We start from the raw sequence: 14573 nt of genomic DNA, 5'->3' as shown, positions 1-14573 counted from the left end.
AGTGAATACGGTCGTTTATGCATAGCCGAACTCAATTTGATGGGGAATGAAAGTGGATATTTCAGTGCTCGCATGGGGAAGCACAGCGTGGGTTGATGAATTTGCGCGTGGCACCCTTATGACCGTTGCCGTCGCGGTGTGTTCATTTCCCGTCGGCATTTTGCTCGGCTCGGTTTTTGCCGCGGCAAAACTCTCTCGCTTCAGTTTGCTGCGTTTTCTAGCTGACGTCTATACGACGGTCGTACGCGGAATTCCCGAGCTGCTGATAATTTTTCTGGTGTTCTTTGGTGGGGATACGTTGCTCCGCTATGTCGCGAACGCTGTTTTCGGCTTCGAAGGTTATATAGAACTGCCCGTGTTCGCAGTCGGTGTGCTCTGCATCGGCATCAGTGCCGGCGCCTATGCGACAGAGGTCATACGGGCGGCGGTCATAGCCATTCCAACAGGACAAATCGAAGCGGCAGTGGCAATGGGATTGGAGCGGGCAGTGCTACTTCGTCGGATTCTTATCCCACAGGCCGCGAGATTCGCCTTGCCCGGTCTGGGGAATGTCTGGCAACTGGCGTTAAAGGATACCTCGCTCATTTCCGTTGTTGGGTTGGTTGAAATCATGCGCACAGCTGCCATCGGAGCTGGATCTTTCAAAGAACCGTTCACGTTTTATCTGGTCGCCTTCGTGATTTTCCTTTTGCTTTCTTCGATTTCTAACCAGGGATTTCTGAGAGCAGAGAAGTGGGCTAACCGCGGCGTAAGGAGTCGATGATGGATTTTCAGCTGATATATGAGTCGTTTCCCAAGCTTCTTGCGGCGGTTCCTGCGACCGTCGCATTGGCTTCCGTGTCGCTTTTTGTTGGTTTTCTGCTTGCGGTCCCAGTTGCATTGGCTCGGCTTTCACACAGTAGAATTTTGGCTTCTCTCGGTTATGGTTACGTATATGTAGTGCGGTCCACGCCGCTTCTGGTGCAAATGTTCCTGATTTATTACGGATCGGGGCAGTTTAGAATTGTCTTGGAACACCTCGGCCTGTGGGCGCTATTTCGCGATGCATGGTTTTGTGCGATTTTAGCTCTGTCGCTGAACACTGCGGCATACACCAGCGAAATCATTCGTGGTGGTGTTCAGTCAGTACCATGGGGACAAATTGAAGCGGCGCGGTCAATTGGCATGTCGAGCGTCCTTTTATTCCGCAGAATTGTCTTCCCGATTGCAATGCGGCAAGCACTCCCAGCTTATGGAAGTGAACTTATGATTATGATCAAGTCAACGTCACTTGCGTCGACAATCACCATAGTCGAAGTGACAGGAGTGGCTAAGCAAATCATCTCTGAAAGCTACCGCCCCCTAGAGGTATTTTTGATAGCTGGCTGCATATATCTCAGCATGAACTTTCTTATCAGCAGAGTTATATTCATGATCGAAAGGCGGATTAGTCCGAAGAGACGCGATCGCGGCACGTTCGGATCTTCTGCTGCAGCGGCTATGCATTAAGCACTTCGGTACGGTGTCCGTCGCCCATGAACGCATCAACAGTTCGACGACGTAGAAGTGGCCTGACGGCACGAACCGACATTGTCCCGTTATGGGCGGCTCCGTCCGGGTACACGAGGGTAATTGGCCCTTGTGTACAGCTTTTTTCTCATGGCCGACGGCTTGATGTTTGAAGAGTGTCCGGCTGCGTCGATTATGGCAGGCCGACAGCAAAGCTGGATCGTGGGCGGACATTGCGGTGTTGCGCATTAAAGTGTCACTTGCAGCCAACTATCAAGTTCGAAATGTTCAATTGATGTTATCGAGGCATTATGACGACTAATGTAATCGAGGACGAGCGTTATCCCCAAGGCGGGATCGTCCAAAAATTTTCCGCTTATATCGTGGAGGCGCGGGAAAATCGAGCTCCAGAAGAGTCGCTGGAATTCGCACTCAAATGTATCCTGGATCTGCTCAGTGCTGTTGGCGCTGGAGTTGGGCAGGCGGGAGCCGTTGCGATCCGAAAGACGGCTCACGAAACGCGACCTCTTGGCGACATTCCTATTTGGTTCACGGGAGAGACCAGTTCCGTCATTGGAGCTGCTTGGGCAAACAGTGCCGCCGGTTCTGCGCTAGATCTCGACGATGACACGCCGGCATCTCGGGGCCATCCTGGAGCTGCCGTCATTCCAACAGCCATTGCCGTCGCCAAAGAGACGAAAGCCACCTTGGGAGAGCTATTAAATGCGATTGTCATCGGTTATGAAGTGGGTACAGCGATTAGCGCTGCGCGCGCCTACGGAAGTAGTGGTACGTGGGCGCCTTATGCGGTCGTCGCAACGGCTGCGGCGCTTCGCCGGTCCTCCCGCGAGGTGATTGACCACGCTTTGGCGATTGCTGGGGAAAGTGCACCCAATCAGTCGTTGGCGAGCGCTCCCGCTCCCCGAAAACCGCATCCCGAGCCAAACCATGTCAAGGAGGGCATCACGTGGGCTGTCGTGACCGGCTTGGAGTCGCTTGCATCAGCGCAGAACGGATTTCACGGCGCCCGCAATATCTTGGACGCAACGCGTTACTACAATTTTCCGAACGATCTAGACCTCGGTTCCTACCAGTACATTCGCACGACGGGCTTTAAGCCGTATTGCTGTTGCAGGCATCTACACGGTGCGCTTGATGCATTAATCGAGCTGATCAAAGAACATCGGTTAGTGGGTCGAAATATCGACAGGATTGAGGTCGAAACATACGGACCGGCCTTACGCATTTCGAACTGGAAAGAACCTCGAGATATAATGGATGTTCAGTATAGTCATCCATACTGTCTCGCGTTGGTCGCGTACTACGGTCACGAGGCTCTGTTGCCACTGACTGGCGATGTCCTAAACAATCCCTCTGTCACTGCGCTTTCACACAAGGTGGAGCTTTCGCTAAGTCCGGAGCTGGACAAGATCTATGCGGAAAGCGGCATGCTGCCGGCCCGTGTCACGGTCACATGCGGGGATCAGCGCTTTGTTTCACCTGTTACCTTCCCGAAGGATAACGGTCTTCCGTGGGATAAACTCGAGGATAAGTTTCGACAGGCCACGCGTTTCGTTGCCACTCCCGAGCAGCAGAACATTGTGGTCGGGGCCATTTCGGACGCCAGACGAGGCGACATGCGTGGTTTGACGGAAAGCTTGTCGGAGATCCAGTTCGTTTAAGAACGGTATTTGTGTAGCCCGCGTAGTTCGGAAACTCATCGGTCATCGATGTAAGAAATGACAAAAATGTCTCCGCTTGTTGAGGATCGTCCGCAAGCTGTGGCTACCGTTGCATACAGCGAGCGAGTTGCATTGTCCACCCGGAATCCAAGGAGCCGAAAATGGGTTGCATATGGAAGTGACTGCTAGCAGGGACGCTCAGCGGTGCCGGGTAAACGCTGCGACCGTCGGAACAAGCGTTCTTCACAGCCTCAAAAGGACAGATCGGCGACGCGGGCTACATCGGCGTAGACAAGCGCAAGGAAACCAAGAGGCTCGTTTACGAGCCAAATTCACCGAAATGAGCGCCGATTCGATTCGTTATCCGGAAATTTCGATGCCTGTTCTTCTGCATGCCGAACGGGCCGCACATTAATCAGCATTTTCCTAGTCTAGGAATGACATTAGAAAAAGCAGCCGGCATATGAAAAGACAACTTCAACTACGGCAGATAGAGGCATTTAAAGCTCTCATCGAGCAAGGCACGGTGAGTCGAGCGGCCGAGGTTCTTCATGTGACCCAACCTGCCGTGAGCAAACTGCTAGTCCACCTTGAGGAGGAGACAGGTCTTCTACTGTTCGAACGAGTTAAAGGCCGACTAACTGCGACGGCACAAGGCATGCGCTTGTACGGTGAAGTCGATCGAGTATTTGCTGGTCTAAGACAAATTGAAGAGGCGATCGCAATCATCCGGCGGAAGGACATGAGTCACTTTGCTATCGGAGTGCTTCCGGAATTATCCGGATCATTCATCAGGCGGGCGACGATGATGTTCCTCTCTCGGTGTCCAGACGTTCGTCCGACGATCCATATGCGAGCGTCCAACATTGTGTCGGATCGCGTCGCCACGCGTCAGATGGACGTTGGATTCACAACGAGCTTGATGAGCAGCCCAAATTCGGTGGTGACGCCTATCATGGAGAGCCCGTTAGTTTGCATCATGCCAAAAGGACACCCGCTGAGCCAACTTGAATTTATCACCCCCGAGCATATTGAGGGAATCCCTTTTATCGGATATGCGGCAGATAACCGGACGACTAGTGCTTTCAATGACGCTATCCGTTCCTACGGCGTCGACCTCAACGTCGTGTTAGAAAGCGAAACTACGCCCACTCTGTGTGAATTCGTCTCGGCGGGACTGGGGATTTCCTTGGTGCATCCCCTATCTGTCATCGACATGAGCTGTCGCTTGGATATCAGGCGGTTCAAGCCCGATATTCCCGAGTATTTTCATTTCTGTCATGCGAGATTGGCGAAAAACATCGAGCGTGTTCAGGAGTATGAACGATGCGCTAAACAGGTTGCGGAAGAGGCGTGGACGGAGATATTCGGTGAGTCGGCGACAAAGCAAACCTAGCAGAACGCTGAGATTGATCATCGTACTGGTGAGTTCACCAAATAGTGCGGGATGCCTTATGCGGGCATGAAGACGAAGCGTTCGCGAGAAGACAGATTGAGGGCGCTCAGACCTGGCAAACATGACCGCCGGCCGGGCAGTGGCTGATTGAATCATGACCTTGCCCCTGTTTGGCGAATCCCATAGCTGAGAGATTTGCGCGGCTCGCCCCTCTTGGGCGGCGAACCAGTTTTCTCGAACGTCATGCGGCTGACGTACTCGAGCGTCGAGTGTGGTCGGCGCGAATTATACAACGCCGTACGCTTGCATTATGCGTTGGGACCAATCATGGAGTGTGGCGTCTCGTTGCTGGGTTTGGGGCTTCTGTGAGCGCCCGTGCTGCCGAGATTGTTGTCGTGATGGAAGCGGTCGTCGCACTCTATTCTCGTAATTCCATGGGCACGCGTGGTTTAGCGTGTCGTCCGCGCTGGTTTGTTTGCCTGAGAGTCGGCTCGTGCGCTCAGCGATGGCTACCGCCTCGTTGAAGAATCTGGTGAGCGAGCGTTGCTCGAGAAATCGCTCGCCGTTTTTTCGTGGAGTTCTATCGCCTACCGGGGGGCGCCCGCGTTTTGGACCATAACCGCTGAGAATACCTCGTACTTGAAATTCGACTTTGACGCCTTGCTGCGACGATCATAGAGTTAACCCAAATCATTCAGGAAAAGAGGCGGGCTTGATACGCGAAAACCATGACGTCATCATAGTTGGCGGCGGTGTTGTCGGCTGCGCATTGGCGCACGGGATGCTGGGGCGAGGCAAGCGTGCGCTTGTGCTCGACGGGGGTGATTGCGACCCGCGCGCGTCGAAAGCGAATTTCGGTCTTGTCGGCGCATACGGGAAGGGATATGGCGCGCCCCGCTACCAGCAGCTGTCACGCGAGAGCGTCGCACTTTGGTCCGTTTTCGCAACAGCGCTGCACGATGAAACTGGCATTGATGTCGAGTATGAAAACGATGGCTGCTTGCGCTTTTGCCTAAGTGAAGCGGATTTTGAAGAGGAAGCCGAATTCCTCGCGAGCTGGAATGCGCAAAGCCCGAAAATCGACCCGTGTTCGCGCATGATCGATCGATCGGTATTAGAAAGGCTGCTGCCTGGTACACGGCTCGGGCGGGAAGTGGTGGGGGCTGGAATTGGCGTTGCCGATGGCCATTGCAATCCGCTTAAGCTGTTGCGGGCGCTGCAGCAAGCCATTGAGTTACGTGGCGGCACTCTAGCTGGCAATCACACGGTGTCGAAGATTGAGCCATGTCCTGACGGTAGTTTTCGTGTTCATGTGCAAACCTCGACAGGTCCGCGTTGTTTCGAAACGGGACAGTTGATCATTGCGGCCGGGCTTGGTTCCACAGCCCTGGGGGCAATGGTGGCGCTCGACGTCCCGTTGCGTCCCCAGCGTGGCCAGCTGCTGGTCACTGAACGGCTCGACCCAATTCTGCGCCTCCCCGCTAGCGGCATTCGCCAGACTCGCGACGGTACAGTAATGATAGGTGTAAGTCATGAGGAAGTCGGTATGGATCTCGGTACTACTACCTTCACCGCCGCCAAGATGACAAAGCGAGCCCTACGAATTTTGCCGGACCTTGCTATGGCTCGCCTTGTTAGGCATTGGGCATGTCTGCGCATCATCACCCCGGACGGGCATCCTGTGTACGCACAATCTTCAACGTATCCTGGTGCTTGGATCGCGCTCTGTCATTCCGGCATCACCCTCGCGGCGGTTCATGCTGGACCAGTTGCGGATGCTCTCGCGCGCAACGTACTGCCAGAAAACTTCGAGTTCTTCCATCATAGGCGCTTTGATGTTTCGCAAGTTATCTAGTCCCGCCGAGGACGCCGTGGTCACGGTATCGATCGACGGCAGGCGTGTGAACGCCGAGCGAGGCGAATCCGTGGCGGCAGTCCTCGTGCGCGAGGACAACCCCGTCGCTCGCACCACGCCGCGAAGCGGCAGTCCACGCGGACCTTTTTGCATGATGGGTGTGTGCTTCGAATGCCTTGCTGTCGTCGATGGTGTAGCGTCCACGCAGACCTGTCTGACGATCGTGCGCGACGGGATGCGCATCCAACGCCAACACGGTCGCCGCAATCTCAGTGAGGCGATCGCTGAGTCAGAAGACGGTGGTGGCGATCTTCCTAGTGGTGAGGTGCATTTGTGATGCGAACGTTCGATATTCTGATTGTAGGTGCAGGACCTGCCGGCATGAGCGCCGCAATACGTTCTGCTCGTCTTGGAATGACCACGATCCTCGTAGACGAACAGCCAGCACCGGGCGGTCAGATATGGCGCGCCATCGAAGAAAACGTCCGACGTGGTGTTCATCAAGGGTTAGGCGCTGCGTACAGCGCAGGCGCGGCAGTGGTACAGAACTTTCGCGAATGCGGTGCGCACTACCTGCCGGAGACCCGTGTATGGCAGATCGAGCGAGCGCCCAGCCCAGGGAAACCCGCCGGTTCCGCGGAGTGGATTGTCTTTTTGAGCCGCGCGGATGGCGCCGAAAGTATTCGCGCGCGCCATGTGTTACTAGCGACGGGCGCACAGGAACGGCCCATGCCTTTCCCAGGTTGGACGCTTCCGGGTGTAATGACAGTCGGCGCCGCGCAGATTCTGCATAAAAGCGCTCACCAGATACCCGATCAACCCGTCTGGATAGCCGGTAGTGGTCCATTGCCACTGCTCTACATGACCCAGCTGCTCGACGCCGGCGGTAGGATTGCAGGTTGGCTTGACACGACTCCCCGCGGCGCCCTCCGTCGGGGCCTTCCGACTCTACGTGGTGCAGTTGACGGCTGGCATGATCTCCTTAAGGGGCTACTGTGGTCGGCAAGATTGCGCGGGAGGGGGTTCCCCATTGTTCGAAACGTCAGTAGCCTTCGCGCTTTCGGTATCGGCCGTCTTGAACAGATTGTCTATCGCACCGAGAACGGGCTGTCGGGCGATGTGGCTGCCGACATTCTTCTGGTTCATGAAGGCGTCGTGCCGTCTATCCACTTCACTCAGGCGATGGGATGCAGCCATCGATGGAACGAAGCACAACTTTGCTTTGAGCCCGAAGTTGATACGTGGGGTGAAACCAGCATGACTGGTCTCTATGTCGCAGGCGACGGCGCCGGCATCGGAGGCGCGAAAGCCGCGTGCACACGCGGTGAACTTGCTGCTACCGGCGTCGCGCTTTCCTCGGGCGCACTCTCAGTCGAGCGCGCAAGCGAGCTTGCAGCGCCGCTGCATCGGCGGCTCGGACATGAGCTGGCGATGCGGCCTCTGCTTGATTCGATCTATCGGCCGCGTACGGAGATTTTCACGCCGCCCGATGAGACGATTGTCTGTCGCTGCGAAGAGGTAACCGCTGGCGATGTACGGCTGGCCGCGCAGCTCGGCCAGCCGGGTCCGAACCAGCTAAAGGCGTTCACGCGCGCGGGCATGGGCCCGTGTCAGGGTCGTCAATGCGGCTACACCGTTGCTAATTTGCTTGCATCTGCGCAATGTCGCTCCGTTGCTGCGGTTGGTTTCCAACGCGTGCGGCCCCCACTAAAGCCGATAACGCTCGCGGAGCTCAGTGCACTTGAAGAGTAGTCGTGAGGGCGTGTGGGCATGCCTCGGAGCTCACGGCATGGCAATAAGAGAGTGTGGGTGCGGATGTTTCAGGTCCCGGAAAGGTGGAGCATGTCGCGAGACTAATCGGATTTCCTTCTTTTCTGAGAAGCGTGCGCCGCTGCACACGGCGCTCGTCGTCGAAGTTGCCGTAATGTCGCACATTGGACGTGAGCCGCAAGCAATCATTCCATCAAGCTTTCGCGTTTATGATCTGATGGGGAGGGCTTGCTGTTATTCCCCGACGGGCACTAATAGCGGCCCAATAGTTCTCCGGGATCATTCATAACGAATCTCCTGAAAGATTGATGTGAGCATGATGGTTCTTCGTCCAGTTGTACAAGCCAGATGCGGCTTTGCCGATCGCTGTTGTCCGGCGTGGATTTCTGGCTGGTTGTACGACTCCGGATCAAGGAGAAAGTGTCTCATTAACGGACATCCAGATCGGCGGTGCCGCCTGCTTGTACTACCAGGTGTCTGACATGATCGGCACAGCCCCGTTGCCTTTGCAGCACGGCGCACGCACCATCGACTTACAAGTGAACTGCCTGCTGCAAAAGTTCCAGCGCCTTCAATTCGTCCAGTCGACCCGTCCGTGCCTTACCTGCCAGCGTCTTGATCAATGCTTCGGCGATTGGTGCGATGCCGTGAAGATTGTCCAGGCTTGTCGCGGAAGCGGGTTGCGTCGCCGGATCTCGCTGCGACGTCGCGGCGACTGGCGGCGGCTCACTTTTTGCCGCTGGGACGGACGGTAGCCCACTATCGCTGTTGGCGGCATTGCGACCGGCTGGCTCGTCGGAGGCATCGCCTGAATGATTTCGCTGGCTGACACTCATCCCGTTCGCTTCTACGGTATCTGCGGAAACAGGTGAGGCGCTTTCCAGAGCGCTCGCGACACCCGTGCGCGGGCGTGGGCCGCGCACCTTTGCCTTCGCATCTGCCGCCTTTTCCCGCAGGCTTTCGCTGGATGCGTTGGCGAGCGGCTCCTGTCGTTCAACAGGCTCGCGACCGCGCGAAGCAGGGGTCAGCAAACGCGACACCGATTCCGGAATCTCCGCTTCGGATCGCGGCGTATCCAGCCAGCCAGCGGGCAGGCCAAGCCGCTCAGTGAAACGGTTTGCTTCAACACTGTCCATGCGCTTCTTGCCATAAAGTCGATGGGCCATGTTCGATCCGCTCATGGACATCACCACACCCAACCTTGCTTTCGATCCGTTGCGACCCGTGAGAACGTGGAGGTTATCCCGTCGAACTTTTGCGACCGTGGCCTCGTCTTCCAGCGCCAGCGGTTGCTGCTGGATTGCTTCAGACGCTGCTTTCTGTTTCGATCGCGAAGCTTTGTGCGGTACAGCGGCGTCGAGCTGCAGGGTCGTTTCGCGTCTACTGCTCCTGGCGTTCCCCGGCGACCCGCCAGTTGCTTTCTTCGGCATTTCCGTTTCCTTGGACAGGTTATCTTCAGTAGATGATGGTTGGCCGCCGTCCGGTGCAAGCACCGTGTTGGATTCTTCAGTCACGATTTCCCGCTCATCATCCAGACTCGCGAAATCAAGCGGCGACTTCAGGCGCGCTATGGTTTCGACCGAGAGAACCGGACGGGGCTGGTCAAAGAAGCCGTGCGGTAGCCCAAGCGTGGTTTCCATGTGAAATGCGGTCTCGGGCGTGAACCGTTCACCTTTTGTCAGTTCAGCCACTCGCGTCATGCTGGATTGAAGTCCTAACGCGATGTTCTCAGCACCCACAGCATCGACGAGGAACTGGAAGGAACGTGTTTTGAAAATCGAAGCGGTTTGTGCGGAGTATCGAGGCGGCGCTTTCGCGTACGGTTGCCCCTGCCGGTTGGCTGGAGATTTTTTCACGTGACGGGGCTGACGTTGCGGGCTGTCCCGAACTCCCGCATATCGTCCGCGGGTTTGACTCATAAAGTGGGGCTCCGTGCGGTCGCTGATGTTTGACTTCCGGATTATAGGCGAGGCAATGATGACATCACGCGTCCGTAATTTCGTCAGCAGCTCACGTCATTTCTCCTCGTGCACGCCGATTTGATCTGACTGTTTTTGAACCGGTAGGCACCTGTTTGCTGGAAGCTTTTGTCGGCTTCCTGGCGACCTTTGGTGCGTTCTTCTGAGCGGCGGGAACGTTCACGCGCGTCTTGATAGCAGTCGGTGTTTTTTTCTTGGACCGACGAGCTTTTTTCAGCTTCCGTTCTACCTCGGCGAGTAGCTCGGCGGGCGAGCATTTCAAAGCGGTTGCCAGTGCGAACAGCATCGTCAGCGTTGGCTGGTGCTGGCCGAGTTCCAGCATGCTGACGTAGTTGCGACGTATATTGGCCTCGAAGGCGAGCTGTTCCTGCGTTAGCTCGGCGTGAATACGGCGCTCGCGCAGAAGGGCGCCAAAGACTTCGGCCAACTCCAAATTTCTCTCCCAGTGAAATGGGAGTACTGTCCAATCGGCGCTATAATTTGTCTTCCCAGTACACTGGGAATTAGATGGTTGGTATGTGGGCGAAGTCCTTATCCAGTAAGGATGTGTGATTTTTTTGATGTCGGCGGACGTGCGCGAAGCGATGGTGCTCCCGAAGAAAGCGCACGTCGGCATCAGGTGGTTGATTTATCGCGAAAGCGTTTGAGGTTGTGGTTGAATGTTTGTGACAAGTGAAAAGAACCGTTTGCCTTCGTCGGCAGTGCCGTTTGAGCCTGAGGGCGCAGGGGTGTGGGGGGTGATCGCGCAATTGATGCCGCGGGATGTACTGATCCTCCGGGTCTCGCCGCGGGGTTCGCGGGCCGTGCCGACGATTGTGATGATGGACCTGACCGGAAGCGCGCAGTCGCTTGACCAGTTCGCGGGCGGGGATGTCGTGCTGCGCGACGCGGCCGTGCTGAGCACGAAGCTGGCACGGGAGGTCGACCAGTGGACGCTCGAACCGCTGAGCGAGATCCGGGTGAGGGCAACCGAGCCCGAACAGTACAGCCAGGGCGAGCGACTGGTGACGGTGACCCGGTTCACGACGTCGGCAGGACGCACGTTCTCCGTGCCGTACGCGCTGGCGACGCGCCCTGCGCGCGGCAGGCGGTTATGGCGGGCGAAGGCGCCAGCCGTCGCCCGTCGCTGACCGGGGCTGGCAGTGGATGCACATCCGGAGGTGGGGTGATAATCCGCTACTTATCGCGGCCAGCGCACCACCGGCGCATCGGCTGCGGCTTCAAGAAGGGATCGACATGAGCAGACGCAAGCGGGCGATCGAGCTTCCAGACGAAACCTCCGAAGCGCTGCGCGCGCGGCTGTGGCGCTTCGTGCGTGCGACCCGCGACGACGTGACCGGGGCCGTCCCGATCCCGTTTCCCGCACCCGTGACGGTGCTCGCCGGGCCGCTGCGGCGGATCCGCGGCGCGCGCGAACACCGCATGGTGTCGGTGCCGGAGGTGCGGGCTGAGTCAGACGCGCGCAGGGAAGACGGCGACAAACCCTGATCAGCCCCGGGCGGGTTCGCGTTGGATGACACGGGGCGAGCCGACGGCAAAATGACGAAGTAGCGGACATGACGGATACACACTTTCACGGCGCCATGCGGTGGCCACTGCCGGCTGAACCCGAGCCGCAGGCCGGCTGGAACAACCGGTATTTCCTCGACACGGAATTCACCGACTTCCGGCAGTGCCAGCTGCTCAGTCTCGCCCTCGTGGGCGAGAACGGGTACGAGTTCTACGGCGAGCGGACCGATTTCGATCCGGCGCTGTGCAGCGACTTTGTCCGCGCCGTGGTACTGCCGCAGCTCGGCCAGTCCGAGGGGCGCGCGATGCCGTTTGACGGGCTGCGCGAGGCACTGCGCGCATGGCTCGTGGCGGTGCCGGGCGACTCCGGGCCGGTGCTGTGCTACGACTACGAGACGGACCTGGCCCTGTTGCGGTTCCTGCTGGGCGGCCCGCTGCCGCGTGGCTGGCGGCTCGGGAACATCGCCGGCACGCGCAACCCGGAGCGGCGCGCCGCCTACTACGCGCGCCATGGCGGCGAGCACCATGCGCTGCATGACGCGCGCGCCAATGCCTATGCGTGCACCGGTTGAAGCCGGGCGGCTGCCGGCCGGGCCCTCGTCCGGTTTCCGGACGTGCGGACGCATTTCTTCGCTCAAACAGAAACAACCTCATGAAGGGGATCAGGATGGCCGGGATGCGTGTGTGGATTCCACGATCCGATGTACCGCGGATAGCACAGCGCCTGCGGACCCGACGCAAGGCGTCAGCGATGACCCAGGACGATCTCGCGGTCAGGGCGGGGGTGGCGAAACCGGCCCTGGTGCACTGGGAGAAGGGGCGGTTGCCCCACACCGTCGCACCCGCCACCGTGAACGCGCTGGAAGCGGCCCTACAGGTGCCGCCGGGATGGCTGCTCGGTCCTGAAGCGCAACCGTTGCCGGACCCCGAGTTCAATGCAGCGGATGCCGTCGCCCGCGAAGGAGAGGGCGATCGCGAGACGCGCATTCCCCCGTCCCGGTGCCGGGAAATCGGCCCTCACGCGCGGCGGCTGCGCAGTGAACTCGGCCTGTCCGTCGCGGAGGTGGCGCGCGCCTGCCATGTGTCCCGTCCCACGCTGTTGCGGTGGGAAAAGGGGACGTTCCCGAGGGCGCTCACCGTGGTGCGCCTTCGCGCCTGGGAGCGCGCCCTGCTGCTCGCGCCCGGGCAACTGCTGGCGCCGCCGGCGTCGCATCCCGGGGTAGGCGATGGCCGCTGGCGCGTGACGATTGGCACTGAAACGCTCGAGGCTGCCATCCATCGCGTCGCGGCGTGCCTCGCCACCCGCGGACGCAATCTGCTCGGACCGGAGCAGCCGCTGGATGCAAAGGCCGCGCGCGATGCCGACGTGCTGGCCCACCGCTATGGAGTGGGCGCGCATCGCTGGCCACTGGTCGACGTGGCCGTCTCATACGGGATCGATCCGTCGCACGCACGCCAGACCGTCGCGCGCATGGTCGCGCGCGCAGCCGGGTTCGCCTTCAGGATTCCGGTGCTGGATGACATGCTGGCGGTGGGCGCGGCGGGCTTTTCGTTCACGACCGCCGTTTCTGATGGCCGCATGCGTGACCTGTTGGGGCCTTCGCTGTCCATGGAGCACGCTGCGGCATTCGCTGGCGAAATACTGTCCAGGCGGATCACCGGTGCGGATCCTGGCATGGCGATGGCCGGCACCCGCAGGCCGGCGAAAGCGGCGAACGCTTCGCTGGCCGCGGACGTCGTCTGCGAAGGCACGCGACCGGCCTTCAACAGGTCGCAAGTGGCGCAAGGGGCGTAGCCAGCCTCGCGCCGGCCCGGCAGGGCGGGGTATGGCGGAAGGAGAACGCGCCAGCCATCGAAAGCGACAACGCTTGCGTGGCGCAGCAGGGGCTTCTCCTCGACGGGTACAGGAAGTCCTGACGGGGCAATGCTGCCGTCGCGGCGGTCCACCCGGACGGAGGCATTTGCCGGGGGCACAGGCGATCGCAGCGCAGGTTCGGGACCTCGACGCGATGCGCGTCCGCGCAACTGCGGCACCGGATGACAAGATCACAAGGAAAGGCGAAAGCTTCGAATCACCATTGAATTGCTGCCCGGTGGACGGGAAGACGGAAAGCGGATCATCGCGACGGCGGACATCGCGCGCGTGAGTGGCGGCGCACTCGCGGACTACAGGGTGGCCCTGGACGATGCGGTGCTCCGGCAGGTCGGCGAGCGGGCCACGGTGCGCGGCTATCCGAGATGGGCGGGCAGCGTATGGGATCTCGTTGCGCGCTGTGTCGCCGCTGCGCTGAATCAGGGCCGCGAAGCCCTGCCACCGCGACCCGCGCCACCGCAGGTGACGGTTCACGTGAATGACGCAGGCTACCGTTACGTGCGTCTGGATGAGATTCCCGAGCCTGCCAGAACGTACTTCGACAGGAAGCTGGCCGGTTCGGGCATTCCTGACCACGGCTGTGCTTTCGCGCACGACTGGTTCGACTTTCTCAACGGCCAGCGCTGATGCCAGAGCGGTGCGCCGTGCTTTATAGCAAGTTGCAGCCTCGCGCACAACATGTCGATCAGATCGAACCAGCCGTCGCCGCACTCGAAACCCCACAGGGAGAAAACCGTTGGGACGGTATCCAGATCATCAGCGACTGTCGGGTTGACGTCGAAGATGAGCGGGTATTTTGCCCGCAGGATGCCTGACAGTTCTCACGCACCGTTCTCTCGCTCCCATTCCTGTACCGCCATTGCAGCAACGGAATCGATTGTCCCGTAGTGAAAGGCTCTCCGGAACCCGAGTGCGGTGCACGGTCAGTGATGAGCGATGATGGCGTTCTGGAATGCGCTGTAAATTTTATAAGCGTCAGGCAGCACGGCCGCTCGGCCAACCTGCTTCTCGCCATACACCC

At 58.9% G+C, this 14573-nt stretch carries 15 protein-coding genes; 13 read left to right on the top strand and 2 right to left on the bottom strand.

The genetic code is table 11. The features are described from left to right. Positions 1-46: 46 nt before the first annotated feature. The 7 genes from OKW29_RS02100 to OKW29_RS02070 all read left to right on the top strand — a co-directional run bounded on the left by OKW29_RS02100 (position 47) and on the right by OKW29_RS02070 (position 8173). On the top strand, positions 47-763 hold the full coding sequence (locus tag OKW29_RS02100; protein ID WP_221307892.1) for an ABC transporter permease: 717 nt from the start codon (positions 47-49) through the stop codon (positions 761-763). Next, positions 763-1488 carry an ABC transporter permease gene (locus OKW29_RS02095; RefSeq protein WP_187614243.1) on the top strand — a complete coding sequence of 242 codons (726 nt, stop codon included), beginning with the start codon at positions 763-765 and terminating at the stop codon, positions 1486-1488. The genes OKW29_RS02100 and OKW29_RS02095 overlap by 1 nt, the downstream gene beginning before the upstream one ends. 311 nt (positions 1489-1799) lie before the next feature. Then, the gene (locus OKW29_RS02090) at positions 1800-3170 is read left to right on the top strand and encodes an MmgE/PrpD family protein (protein WP_429289794.1); all 1371 of its coding nucleotides are present in this window, start codon (positions 1800-1802) and stop codon (positions 3168-3170) included. Positions 3171-3633: 463 nt separating this feature from the next. Further along, positions 3634-4566 (top strand): LysR substrate-binding domain-containing protein, encoded by a 933-nt coding sequence (locus OKW29_RS02085; protein ID WP_184072381.1) that lies wholly within the window; start codon positions 3634-3636, stop codon positions 4564-4566. A 712-nt stretch (positions 4567-5278) separates the two neighbouring features. Beyond that, entirely contained in the window at positions 5279-6421 is a 1143-nt protein-coding gene (locus tag OKW29_RS02080) for an NAD(P)/FAD-dependent oxidoreductase (protein WP_429289793.1), read from the top strand. Next, positions 6402-6758 (top strand): (2Fe-2S)-binding protein, encoded by a 357-nt coding sequence (locus tag OKW29_RS02075; protein WP_429289792.1) that lies wholly within the window; start codon positions 6402-6404, stop codon positions 6756-6758. The genes OKW29_RS02080 and OKW29_RS02075 overlap by 20 nt, the downstream gene beginning before the upstream one ends. Beyond that, positions 6758-8173 (top strand): FAD-dependent oxidoreductase, encoded by a 1416-nt coding sequence (locus tag OKW29_RS02070; RefSeq protein WP_429289791.1) that lies wholly within the window; start codon positions 6758-6760, stop codon positions 8171-8173. The genes OKW29_RS02075 and OKW29_RS02070 overlap by 1 nt, the downstream gene beginning before the upstream one ends. A gap of 551 nt (positions 8174-8724) precedes the next feature. Here OKW29_RS02070 and OKW29_RS02065 read toward each other — a convergent pair. Both OKW29_RS02065 and OKW29_RS02060 read right to left on the bottom strand, forming a co-directional pair. Beyond that, positions 8725-10110: a hypothetical protein gene (locus OKW29_RS02065; protein WP_429289790.1), complete on the bottom strand. Its 1386-nt coding sequence runs from the start codon at positions 10108-10110 to the stop codon at positions 8725-8727. A gap of 91 nt (positions 10111-10201) precedes the next feature. Next, positions 10202-10603, bottom strand: coding sequence for a helix-turn-helix domain-containing protein (locus OKW29_RS02060; protein WP_260330703.1), 402 nt, complete (start codon positions 10601-10603; stop codon positions 10202-10204). Between the two features lie 226 nt (positions 10604-10829). On the opposite strand from OKW29_RS02060, the gene OKW29_RS02055 reads away from it, so the two are divergent. From OKW29_RS02055 to OKW29_RS02030, 6 genes are all read left to right on the top strand, one after another. Further along, a complete protein-coding gene (locus OKW29_RS02055; protein ID WP_429289789.1) occupies positions 10830-11300 on the top strand; it encodes a hypothetical protein in 471 nt (156 codons plus the stop codon). Between the two features lie 106 nt (positions 11301-11406). Then, positions 11407-11658: a hypothetical protein gene (locus OKW29_RS02050; protein WP_429289788.1), complete on the top strand. Its 252-nt coding sequence runs from the start codon at positions 11407-11409 to the stop codon at positions 11656-11658. Between the two features lie 68 nt (positions 11659-11726). Continuing rightward, the gene (locus tag OKW29_RS02045; RefSeq protein WP_429289787.1) at positions 11727-12251 is read left to right on the top strand and encodes a hypothetical protein; all 525 of its coding nucleotides are present in this window, start codon (positions 11727-11729) and stop codon (positions 12249-12251) included. An 80-nt stretch (positions 12252-12331) separates the two neighbouring features. Then, positions 12332-13474 (top strand): helix-turn-helix domain-containing protein, encoded by a 1143-nt coding sequence (locus OKW29_RS02040; RefSeq protein ID WP_429289786.1) that lies wholly within the window; start codon positions 12332-12334, stop codon positions 13472-13474. After that, positions 13420-13596 (top strand): type II toxin-antitoxin system CcdA family antitoxin, encoded by a 177-nt coding sequence (locus tag OKW29_RS02035; protein ID WP_429289908.1) that lies wholly within the window; start codon positions 13420-13422, stop codon positions 13594-13596. The genes OKW29_RS02040 and OKW29_RS02035 overlap by 55 nt, the downstream gene beginning before the upstream one ends. A 154-nt stretch (positions 13597-13750) precedes the next feature. Further along, the gene (locus tag OKW29_RS02030; protein WP_429289907.1) at positions 13751-14179 is read left to right on the top strand and encodes a hypothetical protein; all 429 of its coding nucleotides are present in this window, start codon (positions 13751-13753) and stop codon (positions 14177-14179) included. The last annotated feature ends 394 nt before the right edge of the window (positions 14180-14573 follow it).

The organism is Paraburkholderia sp. CI3 (genome assembly GCF_050436505.1).
Lineage (GTDB): Bacteria > Pseudomonadota > Gammaproteobacteria > Burkholderiales > Burkholderiaceae > Paraburkholderia > Paraburkholderia tuberum.
The sequence above is the reverse complement of the archived record's forward strand: the minus strand, read 5'-3'. Positions and strand labels throughout refer to the sequence as shown.